21 protein-coding genes, 2 tRNA genes and 1 pseudogene are annotated in these 20,522 nt (G+C 70.9%); 7 read left to right on the top strand and 17 right to left on the bottom strand.

Annotated elements, in window-relative coordinates; translation table 11 throughout:
• Window position 1: 1 nt before the first annotated feature.
• The 3 genes from NH339_RS05350 to NH339_RS05340 are packed head-to-tail and all read right to left on the bottom strand — an operon-like array spanning window position 2 to window position 1,811.
• Entirely contained in the window at window positions 2–814 is an 813-nt protein-coding gene (locus NH339_RS05350; RefSeq protein WP_253023273.1) for an ABC transporter ATP-binding protein, read from the bottom strand.
• On the bottom strand, window positions 811–1,269 hold the full coding sequence (locus NH339_RS05345) for a rhodanese-like domain-containing protein (protein WP_253023271.1): 459 nt from the start codon (window positions 1,267–1,269) through the stop codon (window positions 811–813). The genes NH339_RS05350 and NH339_RS05345 overlap by 4 nt, the downstream gene beginning before the upstream one ends.
• Window positions 1,266–1,811 (bottom strand): cysteine dioxygenase family protein, encoded by a 546-nt coding sequence (locus NH339_RS05340; RefSeq protein ID WP_253023269.1) that lies wholly within the window; start codon window positions 1,809–1,811, stop codon window positions 1,266–1,268. The genes NH339_RS05345 and NH339_RS05340 overlap by 4 nt, the downstream gene beginning before the upstream one ends.
• A gap of 190 nt (window positions 1,812–2,001) precedes the next feature.
• On the opposite strand from NH339_RS05340, the gene NH339_RS05335 reads away from it, so the two are divergent.
• The 4 genes and pseudogenes from NH339_RS05335 to NH339_RS19000 form a co-directional block, all read left to right on the top strand.
• Window positions 2,002–2,075 (top strand) — tRNA-Asp (locus NH339_RS05335).
• A gap of 243 nt (window positions 2,076–2,318) precedes the next feature.
• On the top strand, window positions 2,319–2,930 hold the full coding sequence (locus NH339_RS05330) for a malonic semialdehyde reductase (protein WP_253023267.1): 612 nt from the start codon (window positions 2,319–2,321) through the stop codon (window positions 2,928–2,930).
• 90 nt (window positions 2,931–3,020) lie between these two features.
• Window positions 3,021–3,093, top strand: a tRNA-Phe gene (locus tag NH339_RS05325).
• A gap of 145 nt (window positions 3,094–3,238) precedes the next feature.
• Window positions 3,239–3,463: pseudogene (locus tag NH339_RS19000) on the top strand (helix-turn-helix domain-containing protein); the annotation flags it as partial.
• A 179-nt stretch (window positions 3,464–3,642) separates the two neighbouring features.
• Here the strand turns inward: NH339_RS19000 and NH339_RS05320 are convergent.
• The 5 genes from NH339_RS05320 to arsB all read right to left on the bottom strand — a co-directional run bounded on the left by NH339_RS05320 (window position 3,643) and on the right by arsB (window position 8,293).
• Complete coding sequence (locus NH339_RS05320) at window positions 3,643–4,263, bottom strand: hypothetical protein (RefSeq protein ID WP_253023265.1); 621 nt, start codon at window positions 4,261–4,263, stop codon at window positions 3,643–3,645.
• Window positions 4,264–4,808: 545 nt separating this feature from the next.
• Window positions 4,809–6,137, bottom strand: a complete 1,329-nt coding sequence (locus NH339_RS05315) for an NAD(P)-binding domain-containing protein (protein WP_253023263.1) — start codon at window positions 6,135–6,137, stop codon at window positions 4,809–4,811.
• An 8-nt stretch (window positions 6,138–6,145) separates the two neighbouring features.
• On the bottom strand, window positions 6,146–6,562 hold the full coding sequence (locus tag NH339_RS05310) for an arsenate reductase ArsC (RefSeq protein WP_253023261.1): 417 nt from the start codon (window positions 6,560–6,562) through the stop codon (window positions 6,146–6,148).
• 13 nt (window positions 6,563–6,575) lie between these two features.
• Window positions 6,576–7,199: an arsenate reductase ArsC gene (locus tag NH339_RS05305; RefSeq protein WP_253023259.1), complete on the bottom strand. Its 624-nt coding sequence runs from the start codon at window positions 7,197–7,199 to the stop codon at window positions 6,576–6,578.
• On the bottom strand, window positions 7,196–8,293 hold the full coding sequence (gene arsB / locus NH339_RS05300) for an ACR3 family arsenite efflux transporter (RefSeq protein WP_308207033.1): 1,098 nt from the start codon (window positions 8,291–8,293) through the stop codon (window positions 7,196–7,198). The genes NH339_RS05305 and arsB overlap by 4 nt, the downstream gene beginning before the upstream one ends.
• A gap of 108 nt (window positions 8,294–8,401) precedes the next feature.
• Here arsB and NH339_RS05295 point away from each other — a divergent pair, with 108 nt between their 5' ends.
• Window positions 8,402–8,761 carry a metalloregulator ArsR/SmtB family transcription factor gene (locus NH339_RS05295; RefSeq protein WP_253023257.1) on the top strand — a complete coding sequence of 120 codons (360 nt, stop codon included), beginning with the start codon at window positions 8,402–8,404 and terminating at the stop codon, window positions 8,759–8,761.
• A gap of 226 nt (window positions 8,762–8,987) precedes the next feature.
• Here the strand turns inward: NH339_RS05295 and NH339_RS05290 are convergent, their stop codons facing one another.
• Entirely contained in the window at window positions 8,988–9,884 is an 897-nt protein-coding gene (locus NH339_RS05290; protein ID WP_256475006.1) for an ACP S-malonyltransferase, read from the bottom strand.
• Window positions 9,885–9,935: 51 nt separating this feature from the next.
• Between NH339_RS05290 and NH339_RS05285 the strand changes: the two genes are divergently transcribed.
• On the top strand, window positions 9,936–11,729 hold the full coding sequence (locus NH339_RS05285; protein WP_253023244.1) for a hypothetical protein: 1,794 nt from the start codon (window positions 9,936–9,938) through the stop codon (window positions 11,727–11,729).
• Here the strand turns inward: NH339_RS05285 and NH339_RS05280 are convergent.
• From NH339_RS05280 to NH339_RS05265, 4 genes are read right to left on the bottom strand one after another with little or no spacing between them, the layout of a single operon-like run.
• Window positions 11,721–12,368 carry an NADPH-dependent FMN reductase gene (locus NH339_RS05280; protein ID WP_253023241.1) on the bottom strand — a complete coding sequence of 216 codons (648 nt, stop codon included), beginning with the start codon at window positions 12,366–12,368 and terminating at the stop codon, window positions 11,721–11,723. The genes NH339_RS05285 and NH339_RS05280 overlap by 9 nt on opposite strands.
• Complete coding sequence (locus NH339_RS05275; RefSeq protein WP_253023239.1) at window positions 12,355–13,182, bottom strand: SDR family oxidoreductase; 828 nt, start codon at window positions 13,180–13,182, stop codon at window positions 12,355–12,357. The genes NH339_RS05280 and NH339_RS05275 overlap by 14 nt, the downstream gene beginning before the upstream one ends.
• Window positions 13,179–14,255 carry an acyl-CoA dehydrogenase family protein gene (locus tag NH339_RS05270; protein ID WP_253023236.1) on the bottom strand — a complete coding sequence of 359 codons (1,077 nt, stop codon included), beginning with the start codon at window positions 14,253–14,255 and terminating at the stop codon, window positions 13,179–13,181. The genes NH339_RS05275 and NH339_RS05270 overlap by 4 nt, the downstream gene beginning before the upstream one ends.
• A gap of 49 nt (window positions 14,256–14,304) precedes the next feature.
• Window positions 14,305–16,053: an FAD-binding oxidoreductase gene (locus tag NH339_RS05265; protein WP_253023234.1), complete on the bottom strand. Its 1,749-nt coding sequence runs from the start codon at window positions 16,051–16,053 to the stop codon at window positions 14,305–14,307.
• A 178-nt stretch (window positions 16,054–16,231) separates the two neighbouring features.
• Between NH339_RS05265 and NH339_RS05260 the strand changes: the two genes are divergently transcribed.
• Window positions 16,232–16,804, top strand: a complete 573-nt coding sequence (locus tag NH339_RS05260; RefSeq protein ID WP_253023232.1) for a TetR family transcriptional regulator — start codon at window positions 16,232–16,234, stop codon at window positions 16,802–16,804.
• On the opposite strand, the gene NH339_RS05255 is transcribed toward NH339_RS05260, so the two are convergent.
• The 4 genes from NH339_RS05255 to NH339_RS05240 form a co-directional block, all read right to left on the bottom strand.
• Window positions 16,801–17,766 (bottom strand): acyltransferase domain-containing protein, encoded by a 966-nt coding sequence (locus tag NH339_RS05255; protein ID WP_253023230.1) that lies wholly within the window; start codon window positions 17,764–17,766, stop codon window positions 16,801–16,803. The two genes, NH339_RS05260 and NH339_RS05255, sit on opposite strands and share 4 nt — an antisense overlap.
• Window positions 17,763–19,337 carry an acyl-CoA carboxylase subunit beta gene (locus tag NH339_RS05250; RefSeq protein ID WP_253023228.1) on the bottom strand — a complete coding sequence of 525 codons (1,575 nt, stop codon included), beginning with the start codon at window positions 19,335–19,337 and terminating at the stop codon, window positions 17,763–17,765. Before NH339_RS05250 ends, NH339_RS05255 begins: the two co-directional genes overlap by 4 nt.
• Window positions 19,330–20,283, bottom strand: a complete 954-nt coding sequence (fabD, locus tag NH339_RS05245) for an ACP S-malonyltransferase (RefSeq protein WP_253023226.1) — start codon at window positions 20,281–20,283, stop codon at window positions 19,330–19,332. Before fabD ends, NH339_RS05250 begins: the two co-directional genes overlap by 8 nt.
• Window positions 20,280–20,522 (bottom strand): hypothetical protein (locus NH339_RS05240; protein ID WP_253023224.1); only part of this gene is annotated, 243 nt, incomplete at its 5' end. The genes NH339_RS05240 and fabD, both read right to left, overlap by 4 nt.

Raw genomic sequence — 20,522 nt, 5'->3', positions numbered from 1 at the left:
GTCAGCCCTCCAGCACGCCGGCGGGACGCCCCGACGCGTCGACGACGACCTTGCGGCCCTCGCGGTCCTCCACGTGCAGCGAGCGGCCGCCCTTGTCGAGGCCGACGAAGCTGGCGACGAAGTCGTCGGCCGGCCGGGCGAGGATGTCGGCGGGGGCACCGACCTGGGCCACCTCGCCACCCTTCTTGAGGATGACGACCTGGTCGCCGAGCGCGAACGCCTCGTCGATGTCGTGGGTGACGAACACGATCGTCTTGTCGAGCTGGGTCTGGAGCCGGCGCAGCTCGGCCTGCAGCTCGAGCCGGACGATCGGGTCGACCGCGCCGAACGGCTCGTCCATGAGCAGGATGTTGGGGTCGGCCGCGAGACCGCGGGCCACCCCGACGCGCTGCTGCTGCCCGCCGGACAGCTGGCCCGGGTACTTGCGCGCCTGGGTCTCGTCGAGCCCGACCGTGTGCAGCACCTCCAGCGACCGCTCCCGCGCCGACTTCTTGTCGGAGCCGTTGAGCCGGAGCACCGTGGCGACGTTGTCGACGACCTTGCGGTGCGGCAGCAGGCCGGCGTGCTGCATGACGTACCCGATGCTACGTCGCAGGGCAACGGGGTTCTGCGTGGCGACGTCGACGTCGTCGATGAGCACCTGGCCGGCGGTCGGGTCGACCATGCGGTTGACCATCCGCAGCAGCGTCGTCTTGCCGCAGCCGGAGGAGCCGACGAACACGGTGGTGGTGCGCGAGGGAATGGTGAGGTCGAAGGAGGCGACGGCCTGGGTCCCGTCCGGGAACGTCTTCCCGACGGACCGGTACTCGATCATGGGACGACAGTCTCCCCGGCCCCACTGACATCGGCAATCGGAAAGGTCGAGACCGGGAGTCCGGCCGCACGCCAGGCATGGATGCCCCCGACGACGTCGGTGGCGTCGAGGCCGAGCGAGCGCAGCGCGGCGGCGGCGAGCGACGACGTGTAGCCCTCGGTGCACAGGACGATCCACTCGGCGTCCCACGCCGCCTGCGGGAGGCTCGCTCCCGACTCGGGGTGCAGACGCCACTCGAGGTGGTTGCGGTCGATGTGCAGCGCCCCCGGCACCACCCCGTCGGCCTCACGCTGCCACTGCGGTCGGATGTCGACGAGGACGGCGCCGGCGCGGACACGGTGCTCAGCCTGGTGGGGCGTGACGCGCACGAGCTGGCGTCGGGCGTCGGCGAGCAGCGCGTCGACGGAGGCGAAGCGGGCGCGCCGTCCGGGCGGCTCGGTGGGCAGCGCGCTCACGACGCGACCCGTCCTGCCGCGGGGCCGCGGACGCTCTCGGGGGCGGCGATCTCGGGGTCGTCGCTCCAGACGTGCGCGAGGCGCACGAGCCGGTCGGCGCCGTCCGAGCCACGCTCGACGTCGAAGAAGTCCATCCGCTCGAGCGGGGGCGAGTACACGTGCACGCTGACGGCGGTGGCCTCTCGCGTGTTGCGCACGTCGTGCACGTAGCCGGGGCCGAACGCCACCACGTCGCCGCGCGTGCGGGTGCTCTCCTCGAGGTCGCGCGTGCCCGGGTCCCACACGAGCTCGTCGAGCTCGCCGGCGACGATGGTGAACGCGCCGCTGGACCCGCCGTGGCCGTGGAGCTGCGTGCCCTGCTCCTCCGTCCAGGAGATGAGCCAGACGTCGACGTCGGCGTCGTGGTGCAGGCGGACGTGCCACCGCTCGTCGGGGTCGGCGTGCACGGAGTGGAGCTCGGCCCGCACCTGCTCGGCCACACAGGTCGCCTGCTCCACGAGCTGCGCGAGGGGCAGGGCGTGGCGGCGACGTCGTGGGCTCATGGGTGTGATCGAACCGTCCCGGGCGTCCGCGCGGACGACGTCCCAGGATGCGGGAGCGGTGCTGGCGAGGTGTCGGTCGTGCTAGGTCCGCGCAGCCGCGCCCCCCGACCCAGCCACCCGGGAGGGGGCCCTGGTGTGGGTGGTCGCGGGCATGGGATACAGTTGCGTCCGCGGTTGAGCCGCACTGCAAGGCCCCGTGGCGCAGTTGGTTAGCGCGCCGCCCTGTCACGGCGGAGGTCGCGGGTTCGAGTCCCGTCGGGGTCGCAGAGAAGCACGAGGAAGGGCCCATGCCGCGAGGCGTGGGCCCTTCCTCGTCCTGCGGTCCTGCCCGGGAGCCGGCAGCCGTCGCCCTCCCGCGGTCCAAACTTCCCGCGGGAAACGTCGTCGTCCCGCGGGATCCTTGCCTCGGGACGACGACGTTTACCACGGGACCGTGGTAAACCGCCGACCGCACATGGTCTGCGTCACACCGGGAATCGGCCCTCGCCGGACATCGTTGAACGTTCCATGACTTCCACGAGCACGACGCCGTACGTCCTCGACGACGCGGCCCTCGACGCGCTGTTCCGTGAGGCGCGTACCGCGAACACGTTCACCGACGAGCCGGTCACGGTCGAGGACATCCGCGCGATCCACGACCTGTTCCGCTTCGGCCCGACGGCGATGAACAACCAGCCGCTGCGCCTCGTCGTGGTGCAGAGCCCCGAGGCCCGTGAGCGCCTCGTGCAGCACATGGGCGGCAGCAACAAGGCGAAGACGGCGTCGGCGCCGGCCGTCGTCATCGTCGCGGCCGACGAGGCCTTCCAGGAGCGCCTCGCGGAGCACTTCCCCCACGCGCCCGGTGTGCGCAAGATGTTCGACGACGACGCCGAGCTGCGCGTCGACAACGCACGTCTCAACACCGCGCTCCAGACGGGCTACCTGATCCTCGCCATCCGCGCGGCCGGTCTGGCCGCAGGTCCGATGGCCGGCTTCGACCGCGCCGGCGTCGACGCCGAGTTCCTCGCGGGCACGTCGTGGCGCTCCGAGTACGTCATCAACATCGGTCACCCCGGCCCCGACGCGTGGGGCGACCGACTGCCGCGCATCTCCTTCGACGACGCCGTCACCGTCGTCTGAGCCCGCTCGTCGCGGGCGACGGTCACCGCCTGCGCATCCTCCCGAGGACGTGCGATAAGGTGATCGTCGCCCGGCACGACGACGGGCGACGGTCAGGTAGCTCAGTTGGTAGAGCGTCCGCCTGAAAAGCGGAAGGTCAGCGGTTCGACCCCGCTCCTGACCACCTGAGCGGTCCCGGTAAGTGGGACTGCTTTCCAGGGTAATTGTTTCCCCTCCACCCCTCCAATCCCAGACTCAGATCAAAGAAGGCCCGCGGAAGTCGCGGGAGGGTTTGAACTCTTGAACCTGCGCGATCAAGGAGTGAGTGGATGCCCGTTACTGACACCCCGGGCAGGTCCGAAGGCCGTCGAGCGACCCTCACCGAACTGGGCCGCCGCGTTGCTGCGCGTCGAACTGAACTTGGCCTGAGCCTGGCGTCTGTCGCCGATGCCGTTGGGGTTCACCACTCCACGCTGTCGAGACTCGAACGTGGCCAACAGGACCTTGGCGCGAGTCATCTCCCGATGCTTGCCCAGGCCCTCGATATCAGCGTGTCGGATCTCTTCCCCTCGAGGGTGACGCACGTTCAGTGCGCGCTGGCGAACGGCTCCTCGCGCAAGCGATCGCGTCCTACGAGGCCCCTGTCAGTTGATGCCTTCGTGCGGTCGTGTGCGATGCACCTCGAGACCGGAGCGGGCGCGCGTACTTCGAACCCGCTGACTGCACCTTGGGTTCACCGCATCGTCCGGGTGAGCGCTTCCAAACCACGAGCGATGCGCTTCAGCCACGCTTCTTGTCGTGCGCCTGGGTCAGAGGTGGAAGGGTCGCTCGGGCTGCTCGCAGTGGTCTTGAGCAGCGGCGCGGGGTCGAGCGTGAAGTCGTCTTCGTACTGGTGTCCATCGGGCCCCTCGTACGTGATCTTGAGACTGACCGGCGCCGTCTCGTCCTGTCCCGCGCGGTAGACGTTCGTCATGCGCCACCGCGGCGGCCAAAGCGTGATCGGTTTTGCGTAAGCCTCGTAGAGCCACTTCATCATGTCGCTGTCGGGTAGCGACACCAAGTCGGTCGGGGGCGGAGGCGTAAAGGCGACCTGGACGTCGCGTGCGGCCGTGCGGCCCCAGTTCTTGATGACGAGGTTCAAGGTCCCGTGGCTAAGGAGTTCTCGTTCCAGTTCGGGCGTGAGGTAGGGCCGCAGATCTTCCCTGCGGTCAGTCTCTGCCTGAGCCGTAGCGCGCTGTGCGTCCTTGCGCGCACCGATGAGCGTTGCGGCCGCGATGACGACGGCAATCAGTGTGAGCACGGCGCTAGCCGCAGCCGCGATAGCCGACACGACGGCGGCAGCATCGGCGCTCATACTCGATCTTCTCATCGGCTCGGAGTCTCGCGAGACACTTCGCATGTCGACGGCCAGCGGCCTCCCAAGCGGCGCCGGTCATCCCAGAGCGATCACACAGGGCGCCATCCGCTCTTTTCGTCCGGTTCCGGGGCTAGTCTCGAAAGCGACGCGGCTGCGTCGGCGCCGCGCATGCGAAAGAAGGCAGAACGATGGCGAAGACTCCGAAGAATCATGGCAATCCCTGGACGGCTGCGGACCGCAAGCAGTTGAAGGACCTTGCCGCCGGGAACACGCCCACGCGTGTCATCGGCGTCAAGATGGGGCGGAGCGAGGACTCGATCCGAGGACAGGCCGCAAAGCAGGGGACTTCGTTGAAGCCCACGAATCAGTCACCGTACGGCACGAAGAAGAAGTAGCGGTCTCCGCGGCGGATGCTCACCGCGGAGGACGGCCAATCGCGGGGTCACGGCGAACGAGTGGAGCATCGCGTACTGCGCCGTCAGGGCCTCGCCCGGCTCATCTTCGACCCAAGACCGCGATGCACTGAACTCCAAGGGACTCGTTCAGCGAGTCCCAAGACCAACCTGCAACGTGCCCGCGTCGCCTGGCGCACCGCAACAGCCTCCCGAGTCGCTCGCAGACTCGTCGAAGTCCCCTGCGCCGCCGCAGACCCCGGTCTCGGGGAGGACGAGGTCGACGTGGGCGGCTGCCTCGTCGTCGCCCGCGAGCTTGGCGACGACGGAGCGTGCCTGTTCGAAGCCGGTGAGGGCGAGGAACGACGTGGCGCGCCCGTAGCTCTTCATGCCGACCATGAAGAACCCGGTCTCGGGTTGGGCGAGCTCGGCCGCTCCGTGGGGGTAGACGGTCCCGCAGGAGTGGACGTTGGGGTCGATGAGGGGCGCGAGCTGGCGCGGGGCCTGGAGGACGCTCTCGAGGTCGAGGCGGACCTCGGACAGGAAGGAGAGGTCGGGTCGGAACCCGGTGAGCACGATGAGCTCGTCGACGTCGGTGAGGGTGTCGCCGTCGGTGGAGGTCAACACCATCCTGTCGTCGCGGGTCTCCACTGCGGCGGTCCGGAAGCCGGTGACGGTGGTGGTCCTTGGCTGGGAGACGGCGTGTCGGGCGCGGTCGCCGAGCGCGCCGCGTTCGCTGAGCTCGTCGTCCTGTCCGCCGCCGAAGGCGTTGACGGTGCTCGGTCGGCGCACGATCCAGGTGACGCGGGTGCCGGGGTCCTGCTGCGCGAGGTCGCCGAGTGCGATGAGCGCTGTCTTGGCGGACGCTCCTGTGCCTGCGACGACGACGTGCTTGCCGGTGTACCGGGCTCGGACGGCAGGGTCCTCGAGGTCAGGGACGCGGTAGGTGATGTTGTCGGCATGGGTCTGCTCGCCGACGGCGGGGAGGCCGTCGCTGCCGAGTGGGTTGGGGATGCCCCAGGTGCCGGTGGCGTCGATGACGGCTCGGGCTCGGAGGCGCTGCTCGCCGTCGGGGGTGGTGACGTGGACGGTGAAGGGCTGCCGGTCGCGCCCGGAGTCGACGAGGACGTCTCGGCCTTCCTTGGCCACGCCGGTGACGACGTGCTCGTACCGGACGGTTCCGAGCGCGTCGGCGAGCGGCTGGAGGTAGCCGGCGGCCCAGTCGGCGCCCGTGGGGTACCGCTTCGCGTTCGGCGCGTCCCATCCGGCCCGGTCGAGCACCGTGGCGCTGACGGGGTCGACGAGTTCGGACCAGGGCGAGAAGAGCCTGATGTGCGCCCAGGCGCGAACTGCGGCACCCGCGTTCTCCCCTGCTTCGAGGACGAGGGCGGGGATGTCGCGCTGGTGGAGGTTGGCGGCGGCGGCGAGCCCGATGGGTCCGGCGCCGATGACGATGACGGGTAGGTCGGAGGTAGCCATGTCCGTGATCAGTTCTCTTCGGCGGGGACGGGACGCAGGGACTCGATGAGCGACTCGATCCGGGTCTTGATCTCGTCACGCACCTCGCGGACGGTCTCGATGCCCTTGCCAGCGGGATCGGTCAACTCCCAGTCCTCGTAGCGCTTGCCCGGGAAGTACGGGCACTCGTCGCCGCAGCCCATGGTGATGACGACGTCGGACGCCTGGACGGCCTCGGTGGAGAGCTTCTTCGGCTGCTCCCCTGCGATGTCGATGCCGACCTCGGCCATGGCCTCGACGGCGACGGGGTTGATCTGGTCGCCGGGCATGGAGCCTGCGGAGAGGACCTCGATGCTGCCCGCGGAGAGCTCCCTGAGGAAACCGGCGGCCATCTGGGAGCGGCCGGCGTTGTGGACGCAGACGAAGAGGACGGTGGGCTTGGTCATGATTCTCCTGGTCTCAGAGGTCGAGGTCGCGCAGCAGGGTGGTGACGCGGCCTTGGATGTCGTCGCGGATGTCGCGGACCTCGTCGAGGGTCTTCCCGTCCGGGTCGGCGACGTCCCAGTCCTCGTAGCGCTTGCCGGGGAAGATGGGGCAGGTGTCGCCGCAGCCCATCGTGATGATGATGTCGGCGGCGTGGAGGACCGTGTCCGTCAGCGGCTTGGGGTAGGCCTCGGTGAGCGTGATCCCGCGTTCGGCGAGGACGTCGACGGCCAGGGGGTTGAGCTCGCCGGTGGGCGCCGATCCGGCAGAGCGGACGTGGATCTTGCCGGGAGCGAGGTGCTCGGTGAGCGCGGCGGCGATCTGGGAGCGGCCGGCGTTCTGCACGCACACGAACAGGACCTCGGGCACGGTCTTGGCGAGGCGACCGTCGGCCTGTGCACCTGCGGTCAGCAACTCCCTCGCGTAGCGCTTGACGAGCACGGGCAGGTAGGTGCGGACCGTGGCGGTCGGCTCCAGCGCCGAGCGGGCATCGTGCACGGCGGTGGTCACCTCGTCGGAGGTGAAGACGCCGTCGAAGGCGTAGGTCAGTTCTTCGACGATGCCCTGCGTGTCGAGTGGCTGCGTGTCGGTGGTGGTCATGACCGGACTCCTTCGGGGGTGGTGAAGTACTTGCGCGCCCAGAGGGACACGTAGACGAGGCCGACGAGGACGGGCACCTCAATGAGGGGTCCGACGACCCCGGCGAGGGCCTGGCCGGAGGTGATGCCGAAGGTGCCGATGGCGACGGCGATGGCGAGCTCGAAGTTGTTGCCCGCGGCGGTGAAGGCGAGGGTGGCGGTCTTGGCGTACCCGAGCCCGAGGCCGCGCCCGATGAGCATGCCGAGCGTGAAGGTGATGGCGAAGTAGGCAAGCAGTGGGATGGCAATCCGCACGACGTCCCAGGGGGCGTTCGTGATCGCTTCGCCCTGGAGTGCGAAGAGCAGGACGATGGTGAAGAGCAGCCCGTAGAGGGCCCAGGGTCCGAGTCGGGGCAGGAAGGTGTTCTCGTACCAGTCGCGGCCCTTGGCTCGCTCGCCGATCTGTCGGGTGGCGAAGCCTGCGAGCAGGGGGATGCCGAGGAAGACCAGGACGCTGACGGTGATGGCCCAGACGGAGAAGTCGGCGCTGGTCGTGGAGAGTCCGAGCCACCCGGGGAGGGTCTGGAGGTAGAACCAGCCGAGGGCGGCGAAGGCGATGACCTGGAAGACGGAGTTGATCGCCACCAGCACTGCCGCGGCCTCGCGGTCACCACAAGCCAGGTCGTTCCAGATGAGGACCATGGCGATGCAGCGGGCGAGGCCGACGATGATCAGGCCCGTGCGGTACTCGGGCAGGTCGGGCAGCAGCATCCAGGCCAGCGCGAACATCAGTGCCGGGCCGATCAGCCAGTTCAGCACCAGCGAGGCGGCGAGGAGGCGACGATCTCCGGTGACGCGGGCGGTCTCGCTGTAGCGGACCTTGGCCAGTACCGGATACATCATGACGAGGAGCCCGATGGCGATCGGCACGGACACCGACCCGACCTTGAAGGCGTCGAGGGCCTCGGTCAGATCCGGCCAGAACCGGCCGAGCAGAAGTCCGGCAGCCATGGCCAGCACGATCCAGACCGGTAGGAAGCGGTCCAAGCGGGAGAGCCGAGCCACCACGGCGTCCTCGCTGCTGCCGACCGGCTTCTCGTGCGCTGCGTCGCTCACTGAACTCCTCGATCCCGTTCACTCGACGTTCGTCTTGATTGATGAACGTCTATGCATGGACCGTAGCAGTCCATCGACGAATGTCAATGCATGGGCCATACTGGTGTCATGGCCACTTCGCTCCCCGTCCTCGATACGACCGCAGAGATCTGCTGCGCCCCGATCGTCCGCGACGCACTGAGCCCTGAGAACGCCGCCGCACTGTCGGTGAAGTTCAAGGCCATCGCGGACCCGACGCGCCTTCGCCTGCTCTCGCTGGTGGCTGCGCACGAAGGCGCCGAGGCGTGCGTCTGCGACCTCACCGAGCCGGTCAACCTCTCCCAGCCGACCGTCTCGCACCACCTCAAGGTCCTCGTCGATGCTGGCCTGCTCACCCGCTCCAAGCGCGGGACCTGGTCCTTCTACGCCCTCGTCCCGGGTGCGCTCGACGGGCTGGCCGACATCCTGCGGACTCCCACGACGGCCTGACATGACGACGGTCGACGTCCGTGAATTCCGCCCGAGCGACTGGGCCGACGTCCGCCGGTGCGAGGCCGCCGGGATCGACACCGCTCTCGGGAGCACATGCGCCCCGCCCGAGACGTCAGTCGGGAAAGTCCAGACCGCGTGACCGGGACCGCTCACCTCCACGCCGAGCTCCCGGGCCAGTCCTCTCCGCGGCCCGACGAGCCCGCAGCACTGGGGCGTACGCGCCTCAGGCGGCCCCGTTCTGCTGGTAGAGCTTGGTCAGCGTGCTGCCGGGACCGTGCTCGACGACGTCGCCGTCCTCGATCCCGGCCCGGCGCAGCCACGTGCAGCAGGCCCGCCACTGCACGGGTGAGGCCAGCTGACGGACGAGCAGCTCGCGGTATCCCGTGCTGGGCATCGGCTCGCCCGTCACGTTCGACAGCACCGTGGCGCCTAGAGGAGCGAGCTCCACTCCGGCGAGAAACGTCGCGAACTGCTGCTGGGCGTCGAGCATCAGGGAGGAGTGGAACGCCCCGCCGACCTTGAGCCTGACGAGACGTCCGCCGAGCGCGGCGATCCGCGCGGCCAGGCCCTCGTCGGCGACCGCGTGCGGGGGTCCCGACACGACGCACTGGGTGGGCGCGTTGATGTTGGCGACCTCGAGCCCAGGCACGACGCCCTCGGCGACGAGGGCCTGCACGTCCTCGACGGGGACGCGTGCCACCGCCGCCATCGCGCCGTTGGCGGCAGCCTTCATGAGCCGGCCCCGCTCCCTCACCACGCGCAGCCCCTCGACGAAGTCGTAGGCACCTGCCGCGTAGAGGGCGGCGAACTCCCCGAGGCTGTGGCCCGCGAGCACGGTCTCCCTCTCGGCCCCCTCGGCGCGCCAGGTGTCGAAGGAGAGGCACTCCACGACGTAGAGCAGCGGTTGCGTGACGTCGGTGGAGGCCAGCAGGTCGGCGGGACCCTCCAGACATCGGCTCCGCACGGAGTACCCGAGCAGGTCGGAGGCAGCCTCCACGCGTTCTGGCCACCGTTCCAGGTCGGACGCCCCCATGCCCACGCGCTGCGCTCCCTGACCCGCGAACAGGTGCGCCACCGGGCGTTCACCGGCCGAACTGGAAATTTCACCGGATTTGGTCATGAAGGTTCCCGCTTCCATGGACAGCAACAACTGTACACCTTAGTCTCACGCGTGTGCCTCGTATCGGCGGGCGAGGCGACGGTCCGTCCGTCCGTCCCGCCCGCCGGCGTCGAGGCCGACGACGAGTTCACCGTCCCGGGGGGAAGCATGGATCTCGCGGTCAACGCGCTCGGTCCACTCGAGCTGAGGGCCAGCGGCCGAGCAGTCAGCTTCGGCGGACCGGTGGCGCGCCGGATCCTGTCACGTCTGGCGCTCCGTCCTGACGAGTCCGTCGCGATGGAGGACCTGGTCGCCGGAGCCTGGGGAGAGCGGCCACCCGCGACCGCGGAGCAGCAGGTGCGCAAGCTCGTCTCCTCGCTGCGCCTGCTGGCGACGGACTCCTGGGAGGTCGTCAAGACGACGGCGGGCGGCTACCGGCTGAGCGTGGGCGCCACGGAGTCCGACGTCCTGCGCTTCCGGGCGCTGTCGGGCGCCCTTCCCAGCAGGGGCACCCTCGAGGACCGTCAGATCGAGGACTTCCACCGTGCCGCCCGTCTCTGGCGAGGCTCCCCGGTCACCGGCAGCGTGCCGCACGGCGCCGAGGCCGACATCGAGGCTCTCAGGCACGAGCACGTCCTCTTCCTCCTCGCCATGTCACGGACCTTCGCCGAGTCGGGGATCGGGCTCCAGGCACGCCACTACGTCCTCCAGGCGCAGTCCTTCTACGCCGACTCCCTCGACGCCCAGGACCTGCTGGCGGAGTGTCGGCAGGTCCTGAACACCAGGACGACGACCTCGCGCGAGCCCGCGGGCATCGCGCTCGAGCCCCCGTCCGTGCGCCACTCCTCCCTGCCCCGCGACGTGCGCGACTTCCGTGGTCGCACCGACGAGCTGCGCGAGGCGATCGCCGGACTCGATCCGAGCACGGGGTCCACGACCGACATCGTGGCCCTCTCCGGCATGGCCGGGGTCGGCAAGTCCGCCCTTGCCGTCCGCACGGCCTACGAGGTCCAGCACCGCTATCCGGACGGCGTGCTGTTCATCGACCTGCTGGGCTACACGCCGGGACGTGACGCGATGCCGACGCACGCAGCCGTCGCGTCGCTGCTGGTCCAGCTCGGCTGCGAGGAGTCCGACATCCCGAGCTCGCCGTCGGCGCGACTGGCGATGTGGCGAGCACGCACCCGCGACCGGGCCCTTCTCGTGGTCGCCGACAACGCCTCCAGCACGCGAGCGGTCTCGGAGCTCGTGCCGACGTCACCGCACGCCGCCATGCTCGTCACCTCCCGCCGGCTCCTCGGCGCCCTGGCGGGCGCCAAGCACGTACGCCTCGCGCCACCGTCGTCCGAGACCTGCTTGGAGATCCTGACGACCTACCTCGACGGCAGGGCGCCCTACCTGACCCCGAAGACGCTCGCCGGGCTCGTCGAGTGGGCGGGGCACCTGCCCCTCGGGCTCCGGCTCGCGTGCGCGCAGGTGCTGTCCGCGTCCATGCGGGACTGCAAGGCCTGGCTCAACGACGAGGTGCCCGACGTCCTGGACGTCGAGGCACCGGGGATCGACTTGTTCGACACGTTGGCGGAGTCGGTCCTGAAGCTGCAGGACGAGCGCCGCAGGGAGTTCCTGCAGCTCGCCGCCAGCCCGGTCGAGATCATCACGGTCGAGTCGATCCGTCGGGTACTCGGACGCGGCCACCAGGACGCGCGACGCGCGTGCATGGCCTTCGACGAGTGCCACCTGCTGCTGCCCGTCGACGACCAGGTCTTCCGGATGCACCCCCTCGTGCGAGCCACCGCCCGGCGCCTCGCGCCCAGCCTGGGCCCGACCAGCCCGTCCGAGCAGCCTGCGTCTGCCGGCTCAGCCTGATCGACGTCGTCCCACCGTCGCGGACGAGGGATGGGGAGAGCTCCGCACCGCGGCCGTGAGCGCGGCGTCCCACCAGAGCAGGTGGTCGACCATCCGGGAGAAGCCGGCCTCGGCGCCGCCCTGGTCCGCCTCGACGTCGAGTACCGCCGCTTGGCCGGGGTCGAGGGGGACGCCGTCGCGCACGGGGACGGCGTGGAGCTCGCCGAGCACGGAGCCGAGCTGCTCGACCGCCCGGAGTCCACGCGAGATTCCGCCGTAGCTCACGAACGCCGTGGGCGTCGCCACCCACTCGTCGCGGTGGGCGTCGATGAAGGCCTTGAGCGAGGCCGGGAAGCTGCGGTTGTACTCCGGTGTCACCACCACGACCGACGTCGCCCAGGCCAGCAGCCGCGACGTCCGGTCGACGAGGCGACGCTCGCGCTCGGAGAGCAGCTCGACGGGCAGGTCCGCGAGGCCGAGATCGGAGGTGTAGACGCACGGGACCTCGTAGGACAGGACCCGCGCCAGCCGGTCGGCCGTCCACCGGCCCACGCGCGATCCGGTGCGACCCGACCGTCCGCTGCCGACCACCAGCAGCACCCGCGGCGTCCCCGCGACGACGTCCGGCGGCCGCGGCACCAGCACCTCAGGCGAAGGCATCGCGGTGGTCCTCGACCCAGTCGCGGAAGGTCCGGGGCGCATGACCGGTGAACGGGGCCGAGTCGTGCACCTCGTGCTGGACGCCGACCAGCGCGGCGAACATCCTCAGCCGGGCCTCGACGGCATGGGGTGGCACCCCGACGGCCGTCATCCGCTCGCGGGCCGCGGCGTCGTCGAGCTCGATGAACTCGACGGGCTCGCCGAGCACCTCCCCGATGGTGCGAGCCCGCTCGCGGTAGGACAGCGAGGCCGGTCCGCTGAACATCGGCGCGGTCCCCACGAGCGTGTCGTCCTCGAACCCGGCGACGCAGACGTCGGCGATGTCCTGCTCGTGGATCGGCGCTCCCTCGGCGTCGCCGTACGGCGCCTGCACCGTACGGGTCTCGCGGATCTCCTTCGACCACTCGAGCGCCGTGCTCGCAAAGCCACCGGCCGGGCGGGGCAACACCCAGTCCACCCCCGCAGCCCGGACGCACGACTCCATCGCGCGGTGCCTCGTCGCGATGGCGTTGCGTGGGTCGTCGTCGAGGACGGTGTAGGTCGAGAGCGCCACGACCCGCTCGACGTGACCCCTGGCCACGGCCGCGTCGAGCAGGTCCCCGACGCCGTCGGGGAACGCGGCCTGGTTGACGAACAGACCTCCGGCCGCCGACCAGTCGACGTCATCGACCGTGGCGCGGCGGACGCCCGACGGCAGCAGGCTCGCAGCCCGGTCAGGGTCGCGGGACACGGCCACGACGTCGTGCCCGCGCTCGTGCAGCCCGCGCGCGACGTGGCGTCCGACCGTCCCGGTGGCACCGGTCACGACGATCACGCCGGCTCCTGGGTGAGGAGCACGGTGTGCTCGACCGCAGCCGGCTCGAACTGCATGACCGCGTGCGACGCGATGGAGTGCACGTCACGCCAGCGTCGCTCGATGGACGTCCCCCGGCTGGTGCCGCGCGTGCCACTGACCCGCAGGCAGCGGTCGAGAGCCGTCACCAGCACCTCCAGGGCGTACGTCGCGTCGCGGCGACTGCGAGCCACCGTGGCAGGGTCGGCCCGGCCTGCGTCCGCTCCCACGGCGAGGCGGTGCAGCAGCAGCGCCGCGGCGTCGACCTCGGCCGACGCCCGGGCGTGCTCCACCTGGTAGGACGGGACGCTCAGCGCACGCGGGCCGGTGACCGGGCCCGCCAGGGCGGGGAGCACGTCGCGCAGGGCCGCCCGCGCCGCCCCGAGCGCGGGAGCGACGAAGGTGATCCCGTTGACGGCCGTGCTCGGTACCGCCGGCAGGTCAGGTCGCCCCCAGGGGACCCCGGCCATCACGGGCCCACGAGGCGCAGTGCGGTGGGACGGCACCCGGACGGCGTCGAGCCGCAGGGAGTGGCTGCCCGTCGCCCGCATGCCGAACGACGACCAGTCCTCCACGATCGAGTAGTCCGACCTCGGCACCAGCGCCATGATCGGTGCGGGTCCGGCGCCGGGCGGTCCGCCCGGGGTGGACAACAGGGCCCAGTCGCTCTGCTCGACACCGCTGACGTACGACCACACCCCGTCGAGCACGATGTCGCCGTCGACCTGCTGGAGCCGACCCTGGGGCTTGATGGAGGCCACGACCCTGGCGTCCGGACCGCCGGCCCAGACGTCCTGCTGGGCCTGGGGAGACAGACATCGGACGTAGCGTCCACCGAAGGCCGTCAGGGAGGCGATCCACGCGGTCGAGGTGCAGTCCTCCCCCAGGCTGCTCACGGCCTCGAGCAGGTCCTCGAAGCTGCGCTCGTCGCCGCCTCGGTCCGTCGGGACGAACCACCGGGCGAATCCGTCCTCGACGAGCCGCGTGTACGTCGCGTCGGGGAGTCGACCTTCGCGGTCGGCCTCGGCCGCCGCGTCCTGCCTCGTCACACTCATCGTCATCTCGCTCACTCCTTCGTCCTCGGCCCGGCGGTTCCGGTCCGGCTCAGCCCCGGCTGATGTTGTGGTTCACCCGGAGCACGTTCATGGGGTCGTAGGTCTCCTTGGCCGCGCACAGCGCCTCCCAGTCGGCGTCGTCGTAGGCACGTCGGACCCGACGACGTGTCTGGTCCTTGCTGAACAGGAAGCCGGGCAGCGCCTTCTCGGGCAGCCACGGCGCCAGCGCGTCGAGCACCGAGCGCTGCGCCGCGAAGACCTCCTCGCGACGGTCCTCGAACGCCGGGTTGGTCACGAACAGCTGGTAGCCCTCGCGGGCGTGGCTGGCCGTCGACACCGACGCGGTCGAGGCAAGCACGCCGCCCAGCTGCCGCAGCTCGACCCCGCCGAAGGGAAGCGTCGCGTGCTGCCCGGCGACGGACACGAGGGCCTCGACCGCCTCGTCGGGAAGCTCGTCGAGCACCCGGGTCTCGATCCACGCCGGGGTGGCCCGCGGCGGGTCGAGGTAGACCTGGCCGATCTGGTCGTAGGGCATCGGCCCGACCGTGTCGGCCTCCACCGTCAGGGCGCGCAGCGGCTTCAGGAGCGCGTCGGCCGCGTCGAGGGACCCGACGTAGGCCACCCGGACCTGGACGAAGTAGCGGTTGCGCTTCTCCGGCGGCGTCTGCGGCAGGTCGGGGAAGCGGAGCACGACGAGCGAGGAGCTCATCTCCTGCGGCAGGTCTCGGCTCCAGGCGGCCCACGTGCGGATGGCTTCGTCGACGTCCTCCTCCCCGAACGTGAGGTTGCCGCCGACGAAGGACGCGAGCACCGGGGTGGCGATCTCGGCCGACACGATCACCCCGGCGTTGCCCCGGCCTCCGAGCGATGCGGCGAACAGGTCGGGCTGCTGCGACGGCGAGCAGACGCGGAGCTCGCCGTCGACCGTCGCCACCTCCAGCGACCGCACCGTGTCGGCCGCCATTCCGTGGCTGCGGGCGAGGACGGGGAGGCCTCCCCCGGAGAGGTAGCCCGCGACGCCGACGTCGGGCGAGGAGCCGCAGAGCGCGATCCGTCCGGCTGCGACGACGGTCGGCAGGACGTCGCGCCAGCGGACTCCCGCGCCGACGACGACCGTGTCGGGTCGCAGCTCGACGTCGTCGAGCCCGGACAGGTCCAGCAGGATCGAGCGTCCGAGCTCGACCGAGGCGCCGTGCCCGGTCGCCTGCACGGCGACGGGCCAGCCGTGGTCGTCGGCCACGCGCAGTGCCGTGGCGACCTGGCGCCCGTCCCGCGGGCGCACGACGAGGGCCGGCGGGACGTCGAGGGTCAGGTTCCACCCGCGCCAGTCCTCGTCGGTCTGCGGCACGAGGGTCGCGATCGGCTCCGACAGCGCCGCGAACGCCGCGACCGTCGTGTCGAGGTCCGCGCGCAGGTACCCCGGGCCCGGGGCGACGACGTGCCACGGCGCCACCCCCGACCCCGTCCTCGACGCGACGAAGTCCGTCGTCGTCGAGGCGACCGTCCGGCCGGCGACCTGGACCTCGGCCGTGCCGCTGCCCCGGTACGTCTCGCCGTCGATCACGGCGTCGACGGCGATGTGCACCTGGACCGGGTGCTCGCGGTCGAAGAGGGTCTCGACGAGCGTGTACGAGAACCCTCCGGCTCGCGACGTCCAGGCGCCGTGCCCCTCGCTCGCCGGGGTCCGCAGGGCCACGGTGCCGTCGTCGGCGAACGACAGGAGGAACGCGTCCTCACGGCCGTCGTGCGGCGCGACACCCTTCCAGGTGCCGACGGGGGTCTTCTCGATCGGGTCCATCGGTGGGTCTCCTTGTCCGGCCGGTGCAGGCCGATACGAGCCGCTCCCGGTGCTGCGCGAGGGAGCGACGAACGGCGAGGGCAACGCTTGTATACTTTCACTGGTCCGCGCGGGCCACAATGGGCCGCGATAACATTTCCGCGCTGCGGGAGCCGTTGAGTCGAGTCGATGGGACGCCATGGAGAAGATCGCACCACTCAGTCCGACCTCCAAGGGAGGACTGACACGGCAGCGAATCCTCGACAGCGCGCGTCGGTGCTTCGCCACGCACGGGTACGAGCGGACGACGATCCGTCGCGTGGCCGACGAGGCGGAGATCGACAAGTCCTCCGTGATGAAGTACTTCGGCACCAAGGAGAACCTGTTCCGCGAGTGCGTGACGTGGGACATCCCGATCGACGCACTGACGACGGAGGGTCGCGAGGAGTCGGCGCACCGGTACGTCTCCACGATGCTGCGCATGTGGGAGACCGACCCGCACTCGCCGATGGCCGTCCTGCTCCGCACCAGCATGACGAGCGAGATGGCCGCGAGCATGCTCCGCGAGCACATGACCCGCGCGTCGATCGACGTCATCGAGCGGCACATCGACGCCGACGAGGCCCGCCTGCGCGCGGCGATCTTCTCCGCCATCATGATGGGCCTGGCGAGCGGTCGGCACATCATCGGACTGCCGGACCTCACCGACGCCGACATCGACCGCATCGTCGAGGTCGCGTCTCCCATGGTCGCCACGCTCCTGCACCCCTAGCCCAGCCCGGCGAGCGTCGTCAGGCTCTCGCGCCACGCCGCGCCACTGCGGTCGGTGCGGCTCGAAGGGAACATGGTCACGACGCGCGAGGTGCCCTCGCGCACCGACGTCAGCTGGCGGGCGGCACCGGACAGCACGCGCCCGGGGCCGGTCTCGACGAACACCCGCCCCGGCGCGTCGAGGTGGCGCATGGCGTCCCAGAAGCGGATGCGCCGCGCGAGCTGCATTCCCCAGAAGGCGGGGTCGACGGCCTCGACGTCCTGCAGGTCGGCCGCGGTGAGCGAGGAGACCATGCGTGAGCGAGCGGCCAGCGCCAGCGGCACGCCCGCCAGGGCCGCGGTGAAGCGCCGTGCGACCTCCCCCATCACCGGGCTGTGGAACGGCTCCGTCGCCCCCGCGAGCATCGTGGCGAGACCTGCCGTGCGCAGCGCGGCGCGGGCCGCCGAGACCAGGTGCTCGGGCGCGGCGACGACCACCTGCCGTGGTCCGTTCACCGCTGCGATGCACACCGGTTCGGGCAGGCCGGTCAGCGCGTCGCCCACCGCCTCGCACGTGCCCGCCACCCCGATCAGTCGTCCCCGCGGCCCCTCGTCCAGGAGTCTCGCCCGTTCGGCGCAGACCGTGCCGGTCGCGCGCAGGTCGAGGACGCCGGCGTGGTGGGCCGCGGCGATCTCCCCGATGCTGTGGCCGACGACGATGTCCGCCGGACGACCGAGGGCGTCCTCGGCGCACGCGGCCATCGCCGTCCCGACGGCCATGAGCAGGGGTTGGGAGATGCTCCCCACGTCCACCAGGTCGGGATCACCCGACGTCCACGCCGTTGCGCATCGGTGCCCCACCTCACCGAGCGCCTCGAGGCAGTCGTCCATCGCCCGGTCGAAGCGCCGGTCCTCGCGCAGGGAGGTCGCCATGCCCGCGAACTGGCTCCCTTGGCCGGGGAACATGAACACGACCTCGCTCATGTCGGCGGGTTCCCGTGCGCGGAGGCCGGCACACCGAGGTCCGTCTCGCCGGCGAGCGAGCGGAAGCAGTCGATGACGATCCGCCGCGTGTGCGCCGGGTCGATCACGTCCTCCACGAGGCCGCGCTCGGCGGCGTAGAAGGGGTGCATGAACTCCTCCCGGTACTGCTCCACCCGGCGCCGGTGCTCGCCCACGCCGTCGTCGGCCGCCGCGATCTCGCGCCGGAAGATGACGTTGGCCGCGGCGTCGGGGCCCATGACCGCGACCTCGTTCGTCGGCCAGGCCAGCGCGACGTCCGCCCCGACGGACTGGGAGTCCATCACGATGAACGCTCCGCCGTACGCCTTGCGCACGACCACCGAGACCCGAGGGACGGTGGCGTTGCAGTAGGCGTAGAGCAGCTTCGCGCCGTGCCGGATCAGGCCGTGGTGCTCCTGGTGCACACCCGGCAGGAAGCCGGGGACGTCGACGAGGGTGAGCAGCGGGATCCGGAAGGAGTCGCACATCTGCACGAACCGGGCCCCCTTGTCCGAGGCGTCGATGTCGAGCGCGCCGGCCAGCACCTGCGGCTGGTTCGCGACGATGCCCACGACCCGACCACCCATCCGGGCGAGGCAGCAGACGATGTTGCGCGCCCAGTGCGCGTGCACCTCGAAGAGCTCGCCGTCGTCGACGAGGCACTCGATGACGTCGCGCATGTCGTAGCTCGCCGTCGGACTGGTGGGGACGAGGTCCAGCAGCTCGGGGGACTCCCGGTCCACCGGGTCCTCCAGCACGTACGGGGTCGGCGCGCTGGAGCTGTTCTGCGGCAGCATCGACACCAGGTACCGCACCTCCTCCAGGCAGGTGCGCTCGTCGTCGTAGAAGCCGTGCGCGACGCCCGACGTCTCGCAGTGGACCCGCGCACCGCCGAGCTGGTCCTGGGAGATCAGCTCGCCGGTGACCGCCTTGATGACGTCGGGACCGGTCACGAACATCTGCGAGGAGCCGTCGACCATGAAGACGAAGTCGGTCAGCGCCGGCGCGTAGGCCGCACCACCCGCGCACGGCCCGAGCATCACGCTGATCTGGGGGACGACGCCGGACGCCTTGACGATGCGGGTGAAGATCCCCCCGTAGCCGGCGAGCGCCGCGACGCCCTCCTGGATGCGCGCCCCGGCCCCGTCGTTGAGCGAGATCACCGGGCACCTGGCCCTGAGGGCCAGGTCGAGGACCTTCTGGATCTTCTTCGCGTGCTCCTCGCCGAGGGAGCCGCCGAAGATCCGGAAGTCGTGGGCGTAGACGAAGACCCGGCGACCGTGGATGTCGCCCCATCCCGTCACGACGCCGTCGGTGAGCGGCTTCTTGTCCGCGAGTCCGAGGCTGGTCGACCGGTGCCGGCGGAAGGTGTCGATCTCGACGAAGCTGCCCGGGTCGAAGAGCAGGTCGATCCGCTCCCGGACGGTCAGCTTGCCCTTCTCGTGCTGGCGTCGGGTCCCGATCTCGTCGTGGTCGCCGCGCGCCTCCTGCCGCAGCTTGTCGAGCGCCTTCACCTGGACGCGCATGTCGGCGCCCATCGGGACGTCATGCATGGAACCACTCCTCAACGGCGGTACCGAGACTCTTCTCGTCCTCGGTGCGGTAGGTGGTGATCTGCGGGTGCTGTCGCCGGACGATCCCGGTCAGGACCTTCCCGGGCCCCAGCTCGAGCGTCCGGCGGAGTCCCGAGTGCACGAGCAGCGTCATGGTCTCGACCCAGCGGACGCGGCGGACGAGCTGCAGCCGCATCGCCGCCTGGACCGCAGCGCCGTCGGGGACGACGCCCGCCGTGCTGCTCGACAGGAGGGGAAGCGTCGGGTCAGCGAACGAGGTGGCGGTGATCGCGTGCTCGAAGGTCCGGCTGACGTCGGCCATCAGGCTGCTGTGCGCCGGTCCTCCGATGCGCAGCACGAGCGTCCGCTCGGCGCCGGCGGCGTCGATCCGTTCCAGCAGCGCGTCCACGGCGCCGCTCTCGCCGGAGACGACCACCTGCGTCGGCTCGTTCTCGTTGGCGATCTCCACCACCTGGCCGAGCTCCGCACGGACGTCGGCGCAGAAGTCGTCGACGACCGAGACGGGGACGCCGATGACCGCCGCCATCTTGCCGTCGGTCCGACGGTGCACGCTGCGCATGAGCTTGCCGCGCACGTGGACCAGCCGCAGGGCGTCGCGCCAGTCGAGCACACCGGCGGCCGCGAGCGCCGCGTACTCGCCGAGGGAGTGCCCCACCACCACGTCGGGACGCAGCCCGAGGTCGTCGGCGACGATGCTGGCGGCGTGACTCGTGAGGAAGACGGCGGGTTGCGTGACGGTCATGTCCCGCAGCACGGCCCGGGTCCCCTCGGCGCACAGCGCGGTCAGGGGGTAGCCGACGATGTCGTCGGCCTCGGCGTAGAGGTCGTCGAGCAGGTCGGGGAAGCGCTCCTTGAGCCGCATCCCCATGCCGGCCGACTGCGCGCCCTGACCGGGGAAGAGGAAGGCGGAGGTGAACGTCGTCACGGCACCGGCACCCCCACCCGGGGGCAGGCGGCGTCGAGGGCTCGCGCCAGCGCCGTCTCCGGTTCGTGCACCACCAGCGGATGACCGTCCGGGCGCAGGAGCACGACCGTGCTCCCGCCGTCGCGTCGCGGCAGCAGACGGACCCGCCGCCCGCCCACCGTCTCCGCCTCCACCTCGCCGACGAGGACGGCGACGCCCTCGCGCAGCGACGCTCGCGCCACCTCCGCACCCGCGGGCCC

Source organism: Aeromicrobium sp. CnD17-E (assembly GCF_024124745.1).
In the GTDB taxonomy this organism is placed as follows: Bacteria; Actinomycetota; Actinomycetes; order Propionibacteriales; family Nocardioidaceae; genus Aeromicrobium.
This window is presented reverse-complemented; position numbering and strand designations above follow the sequence as displayed.

Coding starts and splice junctions, on each gene's coding strand:
- NH339_RS05295 (WP_253023257.1), top strand. CDS start 8,402: ATGGCCACTTCGCTCCCCGTCCTCGATACGACCGCAGAGATCTGCTGC.
- NH339_RS05320 (WP_253023265.1), bottom strand. CDS start 4,263: ATGAGCGCCGATGCTGCCGCCGTCGTGTCGGCTATCGCGGCTGCGGCT.
- NH339_RS05330 (WP_253023267.1), top strand. CDS start 2,319: ATGACTTCCACGAGCACGACGCCGTACGTCCTCGACGACGCGGCCCTC.
- NH339_RS05260 (WP_253023232.1), top strand. CDS start 16,232: ATGGAGAAGATCGCACCACTCAGTCCGACCTCCAAGGGAGGACTGACA.
- NH339_RS05270 (WP_253023236.1), bottom strand. CDS start 14,255: ATGAGTGTGACGAGGCAGGACGCGGCGGCCGAGGCCGACCGCGAAGGT.
- NH339_RS05280 (WP_253023241.1), bottom strand. CDS start 12,368: ATGCCTTCGCCTGAGGTGCTGGTGCCGCGGCCGCCGGACGTCGTCGCG.
- NH339_RS05265 (WP_253023234.1), bottom strand. CDS start 16,053: ATGGACCCGATCGAGAAGACCCCCGTCGGCACCTGGAAGGGTGTCGCG.
- NH339_RS05315 (WP_253023263.1), bottom strand. CDS start 6,137: ATGGCTACCTCCGACCTACCCGTCATCGTCATCGGCGCCGGACCCATC.
- NH339_RS05250 (WP_253023228.1), bottom strand. CDS start 19,337: ATGCATGACGTCCCGATGGGCGCCGACATGCGCGTCCAGGTGAAGGCG.
- NH339_RS05305 (WP_253023259.1), bottom strand. CDS start 7,199: ATGACCACCACCGACACGCAGCCACTCGACACGCAGGGCATCGTCGAA.
- NH339_RS05290 (WP_256475006.1), bottom strand. CDS start 9,884: ATGACCAAATCCGGTGAAATTTCCAGTTCGGCCGGTGAACGCCCGGTG.
- NH339_RS05310 (WP_253023261.1), bottom strand. CDS start 6,562: ATGACCAAGCCCACCGTCCTCTTCGTCTGCGTCCACAACGCCGGCCGC.
- NH339_RS05255 (WP_253023230.1), bottom strand. CDS start 17,766: ATGAGCGAGGTCGTGTTCATGTTCCCCGGCCAAGGGAGCCAGTTCGCG.
- NH339_RS05340 (WP_253023269.1), bottom strand. CDS start 1,811: ATGAGCCCACGACGTCGCCGCCACGCCCTGCCCCTCGCGCAGCTCGTG.
- NH339_RS05350 (WP_253023273.1), bottom strand. CDS start 814: ATGATCGAGTACCGGTCCGTCGGGAAGACGTTCCCGGACGGGACCCAG.